Origin of the sequence: Pandoraea sp. XY-2, assembly GCF_004193915.1 — a bacterium.
Taxonomy (GTDB): domain Bacteria; phylum Pseudomonadota; class Gammaproteobacteria; order Burkholderiales; family Burkholderiaceae; genus Pandoraea; species Pandoraea cepalis.
Genome location: NZ_CP030849.1, coordinates 4643265 through 4661114, shown reverse-complemented (window position 1 = coordinate 4661114; position 17850 = coordinate 4643265). Strand labels below are relative to the sequence as shown.

General features: G+C 63.3%; 9 protein-coding genes and 3 pseudogenes. 9 read left to right on the top strand and 3 right to left on the bottom strand.

Features of this window, described 5'->3' with window-relative positions; all coding sequences use genetic code 11:
- Positions 1-85: 85 nt before the first annotated feature.
- The 6 genes and pseudogenes from pilM (at position 86) to DRB87_RS21090 (ending at position 7295) form a co-directional block, all read left to right on the top strand.
- Positions 86-1135: a pilus assembly protein PilM gene (pilM, locus tag DRB87_RS21115; protein WP_130027417.1), complete on the top strand. Its 1050-nt coding sequence runs from the start codon at positions 86-88 to the stop codon at positions 1133-1135.
- 2 nt (positions 1136-1137) lie between these two features.
- Positions 1138-1797, top strand: coding sequence for a PilN domain-containing protein (locus DRB87_RS21110; RefSeq protein WP_165385384.1), 660 nt, complete (start codon positions 1138-1140; stop codon positions 1795-1797).
- Entirely contained in the window at positions 1787-4396 is a 2610-nt protein-coding gene (pilQ, locus tag DRB87_RS21105) for a type IV pilus secretin PilQ (protein ID WP_165385383.1), read from the top strand. The genes DRB87_RS21110 and pilQ overlap by 11 nt, the downstream gene beginning before the upstream one ends.
- Positions 4302-4820: pseudogene (locus tag DRB87_RS21100) on the top strand (shikimate kinase); the annotation flags it as partial. The gene pilQ and the pseudogene DRB87_RS21100, both read left to right, overlap by 95 nt.
- 245 nt (positions 4821-5065) lie before the next feature.
- Entirely contained in the window at positions 5066-6142 is a 1077-nt protein-coding gene (gene aroB / locus DRB87_RS21095) for a 3-dehydroquinate synthase (protein ID WP_130027413.1), read from the top strand.
- Between the two features lie 16 nt (positions 6143-6158).
- The gene (locus DRB87_RS21090) at positions 6159-7295 is read left to right on the top strand and encodes a deoxyguanosinetriphosphate triphosphohydrolase (RefSeq protein ID WP_130027412.1); all 1137 of its coding nucleotides are present in this window, start codon (positions 6159-6161) and stop codon (positions 7293-7295) included.
- A 144-nt stretch (positions 7296-7439) separates the two neighbouring features.
- On the opposite strand, the gene DRB87_RS21085 is transcribed toward DRB87_RS21090, so the two are convergent.
- The 3 genes from DRB87_RS21085 to DRB87_RS21075 form a co-directional block, all read right to left on the bottom strand.
- Positions 7440-7817 carry a YqjD family protein gene (locus DRB87_RS21085; RefSeq protein WP_165385382.1) on the bottom strand — a complete coding sequence of 126 codons (378 nt, stop codon included), beginning with the start codon at positions 7815-7817 and terminating at the stop codon, positions 7440-7442.
- A 317-nt stretch (positions 7818-8134) separates the two neighbouring features.
- Entirely contained in the window at positions 8135-8884 is a 750-nt protein-coding gene (locus tag DRB87_RS21080; RefSeq protein WP_130027410.1) for an OmpW family protein, read from the bottom strand.
- 267 nt (positions 8885-9151) lie between these two features.
- Positions 9152-10000: an OmpW family protein gene (locus DRB87_RS21075; RefSeq protein WP_130027409.1), complete on the bottom strand. Its 849-nt coding sequence runs from the start codon at positions 9998-10000 to the stop codon at positions 9152-9154.
- A gap of 198 nt (positions 10001-10198) precedes the next feature.
- On the opposite strand from DRB87_RS21075, the pseudogene DRB87_RS21070 reads away from it, so the two are divergent.
- The 3 genes and pseudogenes from DRB87_RS21070 (at position 10199) to DRB87_RS21060 (ending at position 17578) form a co-directional block, all read left to right on the top strand.
- A pseudogene (locus DRB87_RS21070) lies at positions 10199-10899 on the top strand (transposase).
- Positions 10900-11319: 420 nt separating this feature from the next.
- On the top strand, positions 11320-16014 hold the full coding sequence (locus DRB87_RS21065; protein ID WP_130028003.1) for a glutamate synthase-related protein: 4695 nt from the start codon (positions 11320-11322) through the stop codon (positions 16012-16014).
- A 98-nt stretch (positions 16015-16112) separates the two neighbouring features.
- Positions 16113-17578, top strand: a pseudogene (locus DRB87_RS21060) (glutamate synthase subunit beta).
- Positions 17579-17850: the final 272 nt, after the last annotated feature.

The window sequence follows — 17850 nt, the reverse complement described above, 5'->3', positions numbered from 1 at the left end:
GAGGATTCAGACTGGTCCGATTGGGCTGCTGCGTCGCGCTGGATAGCATCGATGACATCGACTGGGTGAGAAACGGGAGGATGTCATGATCGAAGCAGTTCTGCGCGGTGTGCGCCACATGGGCAGCCAAATGGCGGCGGCGTTGCCGCGTGCCGGGGGCGGCGGTTGCGGTATTCATTTCGACGCCGGCGGCATGCATTTCGTTCGCCTGACCCGGGTGGCCGGACCCGCGCAGTTGCGTCTGGACGCCTGCGGGACTGCCGTGCTCGAGGACGACATATTGCGCGGCGCATCGATCGTCAAACCGGAGGCCGCCGCGCGTCGGCTGGAGGAGCTGTTGGAGCGACTCGGCATCCATGCGCAGGATCTGCGCGACGACACCCTCGTACTGGCACTGCCCGCCCACGGACTGAAAACGCAGGTCGTCGAGTGTCCGGAGGATTTGCCACCGCGTGCGTTGCGAGCGTGGTGCGAGCGCCGTGCCGCCTTGCTGCTGCCCGGTGACGGCGATCCCGCCTTGCGCCATCGCGTGGGCGTGACGTGGGCCGACCCGGGCAACTATCGGCTGCGTTTGTACGCCTGTGAGGCGGAATTGGTCGATAGCCGCGTCGCGGTGCTCGAAATGTCGGGACTTCGGGTGCACGCGACCGATGCGGCGCACGAGGCCGGGCGGCGGGCTTTCCGGTGGGCATGGCCGGTCGGTGGCGACGCCATCGCGCAGGCGTCGCCGCACGCCCCGATGGGGTTGCTGCAAATCGACGCGCATCACCTCGATTTATCGGTCTTCGATGGACATACCTGCGTGGCTGACGTCAGAGAACGTTTCGACGGTATCGGTGGCCATCCGGACGCGTTGGCAAGCGTGGTGCGCGAGTTGTCGGGCAAGCTGCCCGTCGCCGTAGGCGTCATGCATATCGCGACGCAAGGCGCGAGTCCTGGGGAACTCGTGGCGATCTGCGACGCGCTCGGCGCGGCCTGCGGTATCCCTGTGCGGCCGTTCGATCCGCTGAGACGATTCGAATCGTCGCGTCCGTCCGGGCCACGACGCCAGACTTTCGCGCAGCGGACTGCGCTTGCCGTGCCGTGCGGACTGGCGTTGCGTGCCATGTCGATGAGGGGCGTGACATGCGAATGAAGGTGCAATTTCCTCCCCTCGATTTCCTCCCCACGCTCGCCCAGCGCCGGCAGCGCGAGTTTGGGCGGCAATGGCGCATATGGATGTGCGTGGCCGCGTGTGGTGGGCTCGCATCGCTCGCGCCGATGGCTCGCGACATCTCCCTGCGCCAGCAAACGCAGGCGCAAATGATGACGCTACGTGCGGCAAGCGAGAAACTCGGCGGGCAGATCACTGCGTTCGAGACGGCCGGGCGCGCGTTGGCGGCCATGGATGCCCATCGCCGGGCGGCTGCGGCGTTGATCGAGCGTCGGCAGCCCGTCGCAAACCGATTGCTGGACATCATGCGCGCGTGCGCCGACGGCGTGCGATTGACATCCGTAAAAATCGGCGAGGATCAAGCGCGCATCGAAGGCTATGCAATGACGCAATCACGAGTGCGCGAAACGCAGAAGCGATTGAGAACGCTGCCATGGGTGCGCAAAGTCGCGGAAGTCGAATCGAGCGTGGTCCCGGAGACCGTCAGGCGTCAGTGGACCGGCGCAGCGACTCAGGCCTCCGTGCCGACCCTTCGCCGCTTCACATTGCGTATCGAACTCAAGCGCGCACCGAGGCCCGTTGCGCTTTCGGTCAACGCGGAGGTCGATGGGCTGCCGAGTGAGGAGGTGCCCGATGTACGGTGAACGCCCTCCGCCGGATGATGTCCGCGACATTTTTCGTGATGTAACAGACCGCTGGCGTGCGCGATGGACGGCGTGGACGTCAGTCTCGCCGGCCGAGTGGGCGCCGCCGGTGCGCTGGGGGCTGGCCATCATTGCCTGGCTGGTGGGGCTGCTGATGGCGTGGTCGGTCTGGTGGCTGGTCGGCCTGCCCGTAAGGGCAACCTTGCTGAGGGATCTTGACGCCGAGCAGCAGAGGTGGGATCGGGCGAACGACGCCGCGCGTCGCTTACCTGCGTTGATGGCAACGCTGCGTGAGGCCGAGGCCGAGACGATGGCGTGGCATCGCCGGCTTCCGCTCGCTGCACAGATCGTGGGGGACGCGGCAGCTGAGACGAGCGAAGGCGCGGGCGCGTCGGCACAGCACCCGGCGGCATACTCGCTACCGGACCTCGCTGACGACACGCGCTCGGCGTGGCGTGCCGATCTCGAGCGCCTTGCTGCACGTTCGGGCCTGACGCTGGAGGCAGCGCGGCCGGGGCCCGCCGCGTTGAGCGGAGACCTCGAAATCGAGCGTGCCGAAATGCGTGTCGGGGGGCGCGTCGCGAATCTGCTCGATTGGCTCGCCGAGGTCGACCGGATGCCTCGGCATCTATCGATCGAGCACCTGTCGCTTCAGGGCCCAGCGTTGGGAACTTCCGGTGCGACGGCAGTGGCGGAGGCCGAGGCGGGGGGCACGGTCATGGTGGCCGCCTACGCCTGGCGACGTCCCGCAGACCTCCCCGGTATGCCCGCTGGGCGGTCCTTGCCGGCGTTACCGCCGCCGGCCCCTCCTTGGCAGATGCCGGCGGACACGATCGACGTGTTTCGTACGCCACTGACGCGCCGCTCAGGACAGGACGCCGTGACGATGGCGGCCTCCGGCCCGCAGTCGCCGGTCGACGACGGCACGCCTGTCGGATCGATGCGTGCGGGATCGCGTCGGGTCGTGCTTCACCGGACGTCGGCTGCCGGATTGGCGGCGACCTGGAGCGAAGGTCCGCCGCGACAGGGGCCGGCGGCGGAAGACTCCGACACGTTGAGCGTCGACGTAACGCTTCATGGCGTGGAGGCCGCCGATGCGCTACGGGCGTTCGCCCGTCTGACCGGGCGCAGCGTGGTGATTGGCGAGCGCGTCGTCGGGCGTCTCGACATGGAAGTGCAGCGCGTCTCGGCGGCCGTGGCGTTTGACGTCATGGTCCGGAGTGCTGGTCTCGGCGTTCAATCGTTGAACGGCGTCGACTGGATTGCCCCGCGTGCCGATCTGCTGGCGGACGAGCAGACGCAACTCGAAGCGGCCGCCAAGCGCGAGGCGTTGCTGCCGCTGGCCAGCCGTCGCTTCACGCTGAACTACCCGCGTGCGTTGGCGCTGCGGGAGATCATCATGGGCGAGAAGGACCGCAAGGGGCAACGATTGTTGTCCGTGCGAGGCAGCCTGATTGCCGATCCGCGCACGAACCAATTGTTCGTGACCGATTTGCCGGAAAAGCTCGATGCGCTGGCTAAATTCATCGCACGAATCGACGTTCCGGTCCGTCAGGTGCTGATCGAGGCCCGCATTGTCGAGGCCGACGACCGCTTCAGCGAGTCGCTTGGTGTCAGGCTCACGGGACACCACGGTCGCGGCGAAGGCCAGCAAAAGCCCGGCGAGCGGCAGGCCGCGGAGGGTTCGCGGGGTGTCGGGGGCACGAATGACGGAGGTGGAACGCCATCGGGTAGTGTGCTCGACATTGGCTTGCCCGCGGCGGCGCTGGCCGGCGTGGTGCCGCCGAGCTTGGCGATCACGCTTTTTGGCCGCTCCGCCACGCGCTTCCTGCAACTGGAACTCTCGGCATTGGAGACAAGTGGGCGCGGTCGCGTCGTCTCCCGGCCTCGCGTGGTCACGGCGGATAAGGTTCAGGCACTCATTGAACAGGGCACGGAGCTGCCTTACCAGACGCAAAGTGGCCGCCGCAATGCAACGTCGATCCAATTCCGCAAGGCCACGTTGAGGCTCGAAGTGACACCGCTCATTACCCCGGACGGTCAGGTGATTCTGGATGTCGACGTGCGCAAGGACAGTGTCGGGCAGGCGGTGGCACAGGGATTCGCCGTGGATACCCGACACGTCAAGACGCAGGTGCAGGTCGAGGACGGAGGGACGGTGGCCATCGGCGGGATCTACCAGGAAGAACGGCGCGACAGTCGAGCCGGCGTGCCGTGGTTGAGCGATGTGCCGTTGCTGGGCGCGCTGTTTCGCAACCGCGCCAACGAAGACCGCCGTACGGAGCTGCTGGTGTTTCTGACGCCCAGTGTGGTGCCCGAGGGCCGGAAGGGCGGCGTGGCCGAGGATAAGGGGGCCTCCTCAGGCGCCTCGCCCGAGCCCTCGAAAAACGACCTGCCGTCCGGTCATCCCCGGCTCACCGGAGTGCGCTCCGAGTTGACGCGTTCCGCACGCCCGACGCATATCCCGGTATCATCGGGGGCTGGAACCCAAATATCAGCGATTTATGCTGGAAAACGTAATACTTGTCGGACTGATGGGGGCGGGCAAGACCACGGTTGGGCGCGCAGTGGCGCGACGTCTTGGGCGACAGTTCTATGACTCCGACCATGAGATTGAAGCGCGCACGGGTGTGCGCATTCCGATCATCTTCGAGCACGAAGGCGAGGACGGCTTCCGTCAGCGCGAAGCCCAGACCATCGACGAACTCACCCAACGCAGCGGAATCGTACTCGCCACCGGCGGGGGCGCTGTGCTGCGCGCGGAAAATCGCGAACACATCAAGTCGCGCGGCACGGTGGTCTATTTGCGCGCCAACCCGCATGACCTCTGGCTGCGCACACGTCGTGACAAGAACCGCCCGTTGCTGCAAACGGCCGATCCACGCGCGCGTCTCGAGCAGTTGTTCAAAGAGCGCGACGCGCTATATCGCGAGTGCGCCACCTTCGTCATCGAAACGGGGCGGCCGAGCGTGAATGCGCTCGTCAACATGGTGTTGATGCAACTGGAGGTCGCGGGAATCGTTCCCAGCAGCGCCGGTCTGCCATCCGATTCGCCTGACGATCGGCATGACAGCGTGCATGATGGCGTGCATGGCGACGAGCCGGACGGTGCGCACGGTGACGGTGAAGCCGCTCGGATGGCCGGGGGCGACGCGAAGCTGGCGCAGGCCGACCGCGATGACGCATCGCAGACAACGTCCGTATCGCCTGCGCCCGACACCTTTCCTCGCTGATAGCGCCGATATCGCTGACCATGACAACAAGCGGCATGAAGACCCTCAAACTCGATCTGGGCGAGCGCGCCTATCCGATTCACATCGGCACCGATCTGCTCACGCAGGAGGCCTTGTTCGCGCCGCACGTGCGCGGCACGCACGCCGTGATCGTGACGAACACGACCGTCGCCCCGCTTTACGCCGAGCGCGTCGCGGCAACGCTCCAACGGCTCGGAAAGCGTGTGGTCACCGCTGTGCTGCCCGACGGCGAGGCGCACAAGAACTGGCAAACGCTCAACCTGATTTTCGACGAACTGCTTGGCGCTCAGGCGGACCGCAAGGCGACATTGATCGCGCTGGGCGGTGGCGTCGTCGGGGACATGACCGGGTTTGCCGCGGCCTGCTACATGCGCGGTGTCGCGTTCGTGCAGGTGCCAACCACACTGCTTGCGCAAGTGGATTCGTCGGTCGGCGGCAAAACGGGGATCAACCACCCACTCGGCAAGAATATGATCGGAGCGTTCTGGCAGCCGAGCGCCGTGCTGGCCGACATCGGCACGTTGTCCACGTTGCCGGATCGTGAGCTGGCCGCCGGTCTGGCGGAAGTGATCAAACATGGCACGATCGCCGATGAACAGTACTTCGACTGGATCGAAGCGAATATCGAAGCGTTGAATGCCCGCGATACGGCGGCACTTACCTACGCCGTGCAGCGCTCGTGCGAGATCAAGGCGCAGGTCGTCGCCAGCGACGAACGCGAACAAGGCCTGCGTGCCACGCTGAATTTCGGTCATACGTTTGGCCATGCCATTGAAGCGGGACTCGGGTATGGCGAATGGCTGCATGGCGAGGCGGTCGGGTGCGGCATGGTCATGGCGTCCGATCTGTCGGCGCGTCTGGGCTTTATCGACGCGGCGTTTGTCCCGCGAATCAAGGCGCTGATCGTGGCGGCCAAGCTGCCGGTCACGGGGCCGGATCTGGGAGAGGATCGCTACATCGATCTGATGCGCGTCGACAAGAAGGCGGAAGGCGGGGACATCCGCTTCGTACTACTCAACCGGCTGGGGCAGGCGTTCATGACGGGCGTTCCCGAGGCCGAGCTTCGCGCGACATTGCGCGCCAACATCTAGGAAAGGAGGGCTGGCGATGATCGATTACGAAGCGTCGCTTGCCTCCTACGCGGCGCGCTCGAGCGCGTCACGCGGACGGCGGTTTGCGGAACCTGCGCCTACGACGCGGACCGAATTTCAACGCGACCGCGACCGCATCATTCATTCGACGGCGTTCCGCCGGCTCGAATACAAGACGCAAGTGTTCGTGAATCACGAGGGGGACCTGTTCCGCACGCGCCTGACACACAGTCTGGAAGTGGCGCAGATCGGCCGGTCGATCGCGCGAAATCTGCGCGTCAGCGAGGATCTCGTCGAGGCGATCGCACTGGCGCACGACCTCGGTCACACGCCCTTCGGTCACGCCGGGCAGGACGCACTCAACGCCTGCATGCAAGACTACGGCGGCTTCGAGCACAATCTGCAGAGCCTTGTCGTTGTCGACGAACTCGAAGAGCATTACGGCGGTTTCGACGGGTTGAACCTTTGTTTCGAGACGCGCGAGGGCATTCTCAAGCACTGTTCGCGCGCGAATGCGAGAGGGCTGGGTGAGCTTGGCGAGCGATTTCTGAAGGGGCTGCAGCCTGGGATGGAAGCGCAGATCGCCAATCTTGCGGACGAGATCGCTTACAACAATCACGATATCGACGATGGTTTGCGCTCCGGCTTGTTGTCGCTCGATCAACTCGACGACGTGCCGCTCTGGAAACGCTATTGCGCCGAGGCGCGGCTTGCATGGCCGGAAATTTCCGGCCGGCGGCTGGTGCACGAAACGACGCGGCGGATTATCAATGCGCTGATCGTCGACCTGATCACGACCACGCGTCAACGCGTGGCCGACGCTTCGCCGTTCTCCATTGACGATGTGCGCGGCGCGGGACCGTTGGTGGCCTTTAGCGGCGAGATGCGCGAGCAGGCCGGGCGACTCAAGCGGTTTCTGTTCGAGAATCTATACCGGCACTATCTGGTGATGCGCATGGCGGCGAAAGCGCAGCGCATCGTTCAGGAGTTGTTCAACGCGTTTCTTGCCGATCCCCGCTTGCTGCCACCCAACTACCGCACCGAGCACGCCGCGGATCAGCCACGCTGGATCGCGCACTACATTGCCGGGATGACGGATCGCTACGCAATCAAGGAATACAGCCGTCTCTTTACCATCGAGCCGACGCTCTGACGCTTGCCTTGGGAGTCGATGCGAAACAGCCGGCTTTCGCCGGCTGGTTCGCTATTGCCACCTCGCGTGTGACGATGAGGGCCGGTGTCCCGACGCGTCACGTCACATGTTTGCAGGTGCACAACGGCACCGCCGTCGAGTGAGTTAGCTGCGTCCCGCAATGAATCCGAGCACGAGCGCCACAGCCGCTACCGTGCCAACGGTCTGCCATGGGCGCTCGTGGACATAACCGTCGGCTTCTTCCCAGACCTCGTTGGCACGACGGCGCAGGTTGGCGCGGGCATCGCCAAACTCGCTGCGCGCTTCACGAAGCTTGTCGCCGATCTCGGCGCGCAGAGCCTCAACATCCGATGCCGACTTCGCGTTGGACAGCGCGTGGTCCAGATCGTCGAGTAGATCGCGCACGCGTGACGAGACGTCCTGACTCGCCAGACGTGCTGCGCGTGCGGTACGTCGGCCGGCAAAGCGCGCATCGTCGAGGCTGCTGTTGAGTACCGTTTCCGCTTTCGAGGCAATTCCCATTTTCAGACTCCCAAGAGGTGGTATCGAAATGCGGCGTCCGTCAGACTCGGAGAACGACGACGCCGGTGGAACCCTGAGGCGAACGGCCATTATGGCGCGACCGTTCGCGTGCGTACACCTTCAGAGACTTGCGGGAAACGAAGAAAGTTGCGTCGCGTTGGCTGAAGATCGTGTAAGACGGGGCTGACATCGCGGCCGGAAATGCGAAAACGCCGCACGGGGCGGCGTTTTCTGAACAGCCTGAATCGATTTCGTTGCGCCGAGACAGACCGAATGCACGCGCTGGCGCGAGCCGGAACGCTCGCTTGGCGCGGGACTTAGAAGCGGTAACCCAGCGACAGGAACGTGACCACCGGATTCAGCCTGACCTTGGATTCACTGGTCGTGGTAATCGGGCCGCGAGTGGTCGTCAGCTTGGCCGTGGTGCTGACCGGGATGTACGACACGGAGAATGCAAGCGTCCAGTGCTTGTCCATGTTGTAGTTGATACCGGCGTTGAACACCGGCGCCCATGAATTGGTCAGCTTGGCCGTCGTGTTGCCGCCCGGGCCGCCCGTCAGTGCATTGCTGGCCAGCGATTGGAAGCCCGGCGTCAGCTCAATGTTCGTGTACCAGAAGTAGCTGACCCCGAGGCCGACGAATGGGCGCCATGTGTCGTTTGCCTGTCCGAAGTAATACTTCAGCAACAACGCCGGGCTCCACTGCTTGGCCGATGCCAGCGAACCGCCACCTGGCAGCGCGAGGTTGCCCTGTCCGTAGAGGCGGAACTTCGGCGCGAAGCCGGTGACGGCTTCCACGGCGATGTTGTCGGTAAAGAAGTGGGCAAACGTGAGGCCCGCGGTGTCGGCGTCGTCGACTTGAGCACCCGTATTGCCCAGTCGGCTGTTCACTGCCGCGGCCAGACCCGGAACGTTCGATCCGGTCACGTGCAGCGGATCGCTGGAAACCTGGGGCGAGAGGTGGAACCAGCCAAGGTTGACAACGTTATCGCCGGCTTGCTGTGCAAACGCGGCCCCGGACACCGTGAGCGTGGCCACGGCAGCCATCGTCAAATGCTTCAACTTCATCGATTCGTCTCCTGCTCAAGATTCTTTATTGTCGAGAATTTCGGTAAATGAAATTCAGGGCCATTATGCCGACGGGGCATAGCAGCGGAAAGCAAGAGTCTGGAGTGCGCGCTCTAAAGGTGTTGTTTCCATGCATCGACTCATGGAATGCCCCTAGAAAAATGCGCTGGACGGGCGAAAAGCGTGCCCTGACGCCCAGGGCACGCCTTTAGGATTTCACTGCGGAGTCCGATATGTCGAACGCATTATGCGTCCCGCACGCTGAGTCTAGAACTTGTAGCCGAGCGAGACGAAGGTGACAATCGGGTTCAGTTTGATCTCGGCGTCGGAGGAGGAGAGGACCGTTCCGTCCTGTGCCTTGATCTTGATGTTCGCGGTGGTCTTGAGGGGAACGTAAGAAACTGAGGCGCTGGCGACCCAGTGTTTGTCGAAGGCATAGGACACGCCGGCATTGAAAACGGGTTGCCACGACGCCGACGATTTCGCTTCGACGGTGGTCGGCCCGTTATGCCCGGAAGTGAACGCGAGCACGCTGCCGAAATTCTGATTCAACGCCGCTTCGAAATTCGGATTGAGATTGACGTTCGTGAAGAACGTATAACTCACGCCGACGCCCAGAAACGGGCGCCAGGTGGAATTCGCCTGGCCGAAGTAATACTGGAACACAAGCGCCGGACTCCATTGACGAACGCTCTGCACAATCGGATTGTTTTGTGGCGCGCCAAGGTCGATACTCGTGAGCGCGCCGGCCAGTCCCGGGGGGGCGATCACGCCTTGTCCGGTAAGCTTGAACTTGGCGGGAATGCCGGCAACCGTCTGCACGGCAATGTTGTCGGTGACAAAGTGGGTGATGACGAGGCCGAGCGTGTCGGCGTTACTGACCTTCGCGCCGCTGCCGGGGGACGTGAAGCTCGACGGCACCAGGCTCGGGGTCAGCCCTTCCTGGGTGACGCGAGTGGTCATCGGCTTGCTGGAGTCTTGCGGCGCGATGTGAAACCATCCGAGATTGACGACGTTGTCGCCGGCTTGTTGTGCAATGGCGCGGGTAGGCGCCAGGGAAACGAAGAGTCCGAGCGCGCACAAGCACGCCGCGGACCGATAGGCCCGAGTTGTCATTTGTCTATCCTCCCAAGATTATTTATTTATTTTTCGATGCATTATGCGCTTGGGATTTCACGGCGCAATCGCCGTGTCTAGAGCTTTTGTACGAATCAACGGGGTTTGGCTAGATATCAGTATTTAAAGGGGTTTTTTATGATGAAAGTCCCTCGACGATCGTGATATCGAGCTTTAAAGAATTACATTTGAATCCGCATGGCCCGATTACCGCGACTTTTCATTCCACGCCAACCGCAGCATGTGATTCTGCGCGGCAATAACCGGCAGGCGATCTTCGTCGACGACGAGGACCGGCGTGTATTTCACGACCGGTTGCGCGACGCCGCGCGCGCCAACGGACTGGCGATTCACGCCTGGTGCATGATGCCGAACCACCTGCATCTGGTTGCCACGCCCGCAGACGAGCGCAGCCTTCCGGCCACGCTTCAGGCCGTTGGTCGCTACTACGTGTTGTATTTCAATCGGCGTCACCAGCGCACCGGCACGCTTTGGGAGGGCCGGTATCGCGCCACGGTCATCGAAGCGGAACACTATCTGCTGCTTGCCAGCCGGTACGTCGAGCTCAACCCGGTGCGCGCGGGGCTGGCAGATGCCCCGGGAATTACCGATGGTCGAGTTACCTCCATCACGTCGGCCTCACGGTCGATAGTCTGGTAACGGACCACGCGCTGTATTGGGCGCTCGGCAATACGCCGTTCGAACGTCAACGTGCCTACGCCGAGGGGTTCTCGATCCCGCTGCCGGCACCTGAGATTGACGCATTGCGTACGGCAACGCAGAAAGGATGGCTGCTCGGCGGGCCCGATTATCAGGCTCGCATGTCACTTGCCGCCAACCGGCGCGTGAGTCCTCTCACGCGCGGTCGTCCACGCAAAGCGATCTCGGACGCCCTCTGACGCTTGCTGGCCGCAGGCCCGTCCCGGTCTGCTTCGCTTTCTCTAGCTATTTGAAATCACAGAATTTTTTCGTGGGCACAGGTCGGACGAAATTTATCTGACCCTAATAAAAAGCAATCTTCGGTCGGCGCGGTTTTTAATGCGAATCTGACCCTATTAAAATGTTTTGTCTTTGTGAATTCCTTGGCGTATATTCCAACTTCGGCCGATTGGTGCGATGCGCAAAAGCGTGCGCGCTGAGTTGGCTCCCTGTGGCGACGCCCAAGAACGACCTTCGACGCGCGCGAATCCGCAGTCCTGGCCCACCCGGCCACCCCCACTTAACCCGGTCGAGCGCGACGAGCATGCGCGCGGCGACCTCGCCAAGAGACGGTGTAACTCGTGGAAAAGAAACAGCAACCGATTGCAGCGGCCGTAGCGATGCCGGGTGAGGCGTACTTGGCGCCGGACGCTCAGGGCATGTACGACCCGGCCAACGAACATGACGCCTGCGGCGTCGGCTTCGTGGCCCACATCAAGGGCGTGAAGAGTCATGCCATCGTCGAGCAGGGCCTGAAGATTCTCGAAAACCTCGATCACCGGGGCGCCGTGGGCGCCGACCCGTTGATGGGCGACGGGGCCGGCATCCTGCTCCAGATCCCCGATCAGTTCTACCGCGAAGAGATGGCCCGGCAAGGCGTGACCCTGCCGCCGGCCGGCGAATACGGTGTCGGCATGATCTTTCTGCCGAAGGAACACGCGTCGCGTCTGGCCTGCGAACAGGAACTCGAGCGGACCGTGAAGGCCGAGGGGCAAGTCGTGCTGGGCTGGCGCGACGTCGCGATCGATCGCGACATGCCGATGTCGCCCAACGTGAAGGCGACGGAACCGGTGATTCGTCAGATCTTCATCGGCCGTGGGCAGGACATCATGGTGACGGATGCCCTCGAGCGTAAGCTCTACGTCATTCGCAAGACGGCAAGCCATCGCATTCAGGCGCTCAAGCTCAAGCACGGCAAGGAATACTTCGTGCCGTCGATGTCGGCACGCACGATCGTCTACAAGGGGCTGCTGCTGTGCGATCAGGTGGGCCGCTACTACCGCGACCTGGCCGATCCGCGCACCGTCTCCGCGCTCGCCCTCGTTCACCAGCGTTTCTCGACCAACACGTTCCCCGCATGGGAACTGGCGCACCCGTACCGCATGGTCGCGCACAACGGTGAAATCAACACCGTCAAGGGCAACGTCAACTGGATCAACGCCCGCACGGGCGCGATCTCGTCGGCCGTGCTCGGCGACGATCTGCAGAAGCTGTGGCCGCTGATCTACCCGGGCCAGTCGGACACCGCATCGTTCGACAACTGCCTCGAAATGCTCACGATGGCCGGCTATCCGCTCGCCCACGCCGTGATGATGATGATCCCGGAAGCCTGGGAGCAGCACACACTGATGGACGACAATCGCCGCGCGTTCTACGAGTATCACGCCGCGATGATGGAACCGTGGGACGGCCCCGCCGCCATCGCCTTCACCGACGGTCGTCAGATCGGCGCGACGCTCGACCGTAACGGTCTGCGTCCGGCGCGCTTCGTGATTACCGACGACGACATGGTCATCCTGGCCTCGGAATCGGGCGTGCTGCCGATTCCCGAGTCGAAGATCGTCAAGAAGTGGCGCCTGCAGCCGGGCAAGATGTTCCTGATCGACATGGAGCAGGGCCGCATCATCGACGACAAGGAACTCAAGGACAACCTCGCCAACGCGAAGCCATACAAGAGCTGGATCGACGCCGTGCGCATCAAGCTCGACGAGATCGAGCCGAAGGTCGAAGAGGCCAGCGCGCATCACGATTCGGCCACGCCGCTGCTCGACTTGCAGCAGGCGTTCGGCTACACGCAGGAAGAAGTGAAGCTGCTGATGACGCCGATGGCGATCAACGGCGAAGAAGCCGTGGGCTCGATGGGCAACGACAGCCCGCTCGCGGTCATGAGCAACAAGAACAAGACGCTCTATCATTACTTCCGCCAGTTGTTCGCCCAGGTGACGAACCCGCCGATCGATCCGATCCGCGAGAACATGGTGATGTCGCTGGTGTCGTTCATCGGCCCGAAGCCGAACCTGCTCGACACGAACAACATCAACCCGCCGATGCGTCTTGAAGTGTCGCAGCCGGTGCTGGACTTCAAGGAAATCGCGAAGATCCGTCACATCGACAAGTACACCGGGGGCAAATTCCGCTCGTACGAGCTGAACATCTGCTATCCGGTCGCGTGGGGCAAGGAAGGCATTGAAGCGCGCCTCGCGTCGCTGTGCGCCGAAGCCGTTGACGCGGTGAAGTCGGGCTACAACATCCTGATCGTGTCGGACCGCCTGACGAATCGCGAACAAGTCGCCATCCCGGCGTTGCTCGCGACCTCGGCCGTGCACCAGCATCTGGTCGCGCAAGGTCTGCGCACGAGCACCGGCCTCGTGGTCGAAACCGGTTCGGCGCGCGAAGTGCACCACTTCGCATTGCTCGCGGGCTACGGCGCGGAAGCCGTTCACCCGTACCTCGCGATGGAGACGCTCGCACAGATCGCCCGCAAGCAAGGCGGCGACCTCACGCCCGAGAAGGCGGTCAAGCACTTCGTCAAGGCGGTCGGCAAGGGCCTGCACAAGGTCATGTCGAAGATGGGCATCTCGACGTACATGTCGTACACCGGCGCGCAAATCTTCGAAGCCATCGGCTTGTCGCAGGAACTGGTCAAGAAGTACTTCCAGGGCACGGCGTCGAACGTCGGCGGTATCGGCATTTTCGAAGTGGCCGAGGAAGCGGTGCGTCTGCATCGCGACGCCTTCAGCGACAACCCGGTGCTCGCAAATATGCTCGACGCCGGTGGCGAGTACGCGTTCCGCATTCGTGGCGAAGACCATATGTGGACGCCGGACGCCATCGCCAAGCTCCAGCACTCGACCCGTTCGAACTCGTACCAGACGTACAAGGAATACGCGAACCTCATCAACGACCAGAGCAAGCGTCACATGACGTTGCGCGGTCTGTTCGAGTTCCGCGTCGATCCGCAGCGCGCGATTCCGCTCGATCAGGTTGAATCGGCCAAGGACATCGTGAAGCGTTTCGCCACCGGTGCCATGTCGCTCGGCTCGATCTCGACCGAAGCGCACGCCACGCTGGCCGTTGCCATGAACCGTATCGGCGGCAAGTCGAACACGGGCGAGGGCGGCGAAGATGCGCGCCGTTATCGCAACGAGCTGAAGGGAATTCCGATCAAGAAGGGCGAATCGCTCGCATCGATCGTGGGGCACGACGTCATCGAGGCCGATATCGAGCTCCAGGACGGCGATTCGCTGCGCTCGAAGATCAAGCAGGTGGCCTCGGGCCGCTTCGGCGTGACGGCCGACTATCTGGTCTCGGCCGATCAGATCCAGATCAAGATGGCGCAGGGTGCGAAGCCGGGCGAAGGCGGTCAGTTGCCGGGTCACAAGGTGACCGAATACATCGGCAAGCTGCGTTACTCGGTGCCGGGCGTCGGCCTGATTTCGCCGCCCCCGCACCACGACATCTACTCGATTGAAGATCTGGCGCAGCTCATCCACGATCTGAAGAACGTGAACGCCTCGTCGTCGATCTCGGTGAAGCTCGTGTCCGAGGTGGGCGTGGGGACGGTCGCCGCCGGTGTCGCGAAGGCCAAGGCCGATCACGTGGTGATCGCCGGTCACGACGGTGGTACGGGCGCTTCGCCGCTGTCGTCGGTGAAGTACGCCGGCACGCCGTGGGAGCTGGGCCTGGCCGAGACGCAACAGACGCTGGTGCTCAATCGCTTGCGCGGTCGTATCCGTGTGCAGGCTGACGGTCAGATGAAGACCGGTCGCGACGTGGTGATCGGCGCACTGCTGGGTGCCGACGAATTCGGCTTCGCGACGGCGCCGCTCGTCGTCGAGGGCTGCATCATGATGCGCAAGTGCCACCTGAACACCTGCCCGGTGGGCGTGGCGACGCAAGACCCGGTGTTGCGCAAGAAATTCCAGGGCAAGCCGGAGCACGTGGTCAACTACTTCTTCTTCGTGGCCGAAGAAGTGCGCGAAATCATGGCGCAACTGGGCATCTCGAAGTTCGACGATCTGATCGGCCGCGCTGACCTGCTCAACACCCGCGCGGGCGTGGAACACTGGAAGGCGAAGGGCCTGGACTTCGCGCGCATCTTCCATCTGCCGGAAATGGAAGCGGACGTGCCGCGTCTGCATGTCGAAACGCAAGATCACGGTCTGGCCGCCGCACTCGATCACGCGCTCATCGAAAAGGCGCTGCCGGCGCTCGAGAAGGGCGAGCATGTCTCGTTCATTCAGCCGGTGCGCAACCGTAACCGTACGGTCGGTGCGATGCTTTCGGGCGAAGTGGCCAGGCGTTACGGCCATGACGGCCTGCCGGACGACACGATCCACGTGCAGCTCAAGGGCACGGCCGGCCAGAGCTTCGGGGCGTTCCTCGCACGCGGCATCACGCTCGATCTGGTAGGCGACGGCAACGACTATGTGGGCAAGGGCCTGTCGGGCGGGCGCATCATCGTGCGTCCGACCAACGACTTCCGCGGCAACGCCGAAGACAACATCATCGTGGGCAACACCGTGATGATCGGTGCCATCGAAGGCGAAGCCTTCTTCAATGGCGTGGCCGGCGAACGCTTCTGCGTGCGGAACTCGGGCGCCACCGCCGTGGTGGAAGGCTCGGGTGATCACGGTTGCGAATACATGACCGGCGGTACGGTGGTCGTGTTGGGTGAGACCGGGCGTAACTTCGCGGCGGGGATGTCGGGCGGCGTGGCCTACGTGTACGACGCTGACGGCACGTTCGCCGCCAAGTGCAACACGGCGATGGTCGCGCTCGACCCGGTGCTGCCGCACGGCGAGCAGGAGCGCACGGTGAGCCAGGGGTTGTGGCATCGCGGCCAGACCGACGAGGCGCAACTGCGCGAGCTGATCGAGCGTCACTTCCAGTTCACGGGCTCAACGCGTGCCAAGGCGCTGCTCGAAGACTGGGACGGCGCGCGCCGCAAGTTCGTGAAGGTGTTCCCGAGCGAATACAAGCGGGCCCTCGGCGATATGGCCAAGGCCAACGAAAAACAAGCACTGGCGGCCTGAACCCGCTAGCGCGGCGGCGCCACGGGGTGAGGGCCCCGATGGCGTGCCGCGCGCGCGGGTGAGGCACGGTAACCACAAAACTTTCCGACTGAAGAAACATGGGCAAGGTCACAGGTTTTCTCGAATTCGAGCGCCAGGGCGAGTCTTACGAAGCACCGCTGGCACGCGTAAAGCATTACAAGGAGTTCGTGCTCGCACTCTCCGACGAGCAGGCAAAGGTGCAGGGCGCGCGCTGCATGGACTGCGGCATTCCGTTCTGCACCAACGGTTGCCCGGTCAACAACATCATTCCCGACTTCAACGACCTGGTGTATCGCCAGGATTGGAAGTCGGCCATCTCGGTGCTGCACTCGACGAACAACTTCCCGAGTTCACGGGCCGTATCTGCCCGGCGCCGTGTGAAGCCGCCTGTACGCTGAATATCAACAGCGACGCGGTGGGCATCAAGTCGATCGAACACGCGATCATCGACAAGGCGTGGAGCGAAGGTTGGGTCGAGCCGCAGCCGGCGAAGCACAAGACCGGCAAGACGGTCGCCGTCGTCGGCTCGGGCCCGGCGGGCATGGCCGTGGCGCAGCAACTTGCGCGTGCCGGTCACGACGTCACCGTGTTCGAAAAGAACGACCGTGTGGGCGGACTGCTGCGCTACGGCATTCCCGACTTCAAGCTGGAGAAGTGGCTGATCGATCGCCGCATGCGTCAGATGGAAGCCGAGGGCGTGACGTTCCGCACGGGTGTCTACGTCGGCAAGGACGCGCCGGAAGCGCACGTCAACAACTTCTCCAAAGAGACGATCTCGCCGGAGCAGTTGCAGGCGCAGTTCGACGCCGTGGTGATCGCGGGCGGTGCAGAACAGCCGCGTGATCTGCCGGTGCCGGGGCGCGAGCTGGAAGGCATCCATTTCGCGATGGAATTCCTGCCGCAGCAAAACAAGGTCAATGCGGGCGACAAGCTGGCCAATCAGCTGCTGGCCACGGGCAAGCACGTGATCGTGATCGGCGGTGGCGACACCGGCTCCGATTGCGTGGGCACGTCGAACCGTCACGGCGCAAAGAGCGTGACGCAGTTCGAACTGCTGCCGCAGCCGCCCGAGCACGAAAATAAGCCGATGGTATGGCCGTACTGGCCGACCAAGCTGCGTACATCGTCGAGCCACGAAGAGGGTTGCGAGCGCGACTGGTCGGTGGCAACGAAGCGCTTCGAAGGCAAAAACGGCAAGGTCGAGAAGCTGATCGCCGTGCGTCTCGAGTGGAAGGACGGCAAGATGCAGGAAGTACCGGGCTCGGAATTCGAGCTCAAGGCCGACCTGGTGTTGCTCGCGATGGGCTTCGTGTCGCCTTTGCAGACCGTGCTCGACGCGTTCGGCGTGGACAAGGACGCGCGCGGCAACGTGCGTGCCTCGACCGAAGGCGAGCGCGCCTACACGACGAACCTGCCGAAGGTGTTCGCGGCCGGTGACGTGCGTCGCGGTCAGTCGCTGGTGGTGTGGGCGATTCGCGAAGGCCGTCAGTGCGCCCGTGCGGTGGACGAGTTCCTCATGGGCTACTCGGAACTGCCGCGCTGAGCGCGTGAGAGGGTAATGCCTGCCAAAACCACAAATACGGGGTTGAGAGGAGGGGCGCGGAGGTAGGTCTCTGCGTTGCCGTGAAGAAACCGTCCGGGCGACAACGTCCGGGCGGTTTTTTCTTGCCCGATCGCTTTGCATGTCTTCGTTTGCACGGTATTCGGGCGGCCGGGAAATGCACAAGATCGATAAATATAGGATGTCGTATGACGCGGTCGATCTTGCATTATTGGCCTTCAGGAAAACATTCCTGGCATTGGTGGGCGCCAATG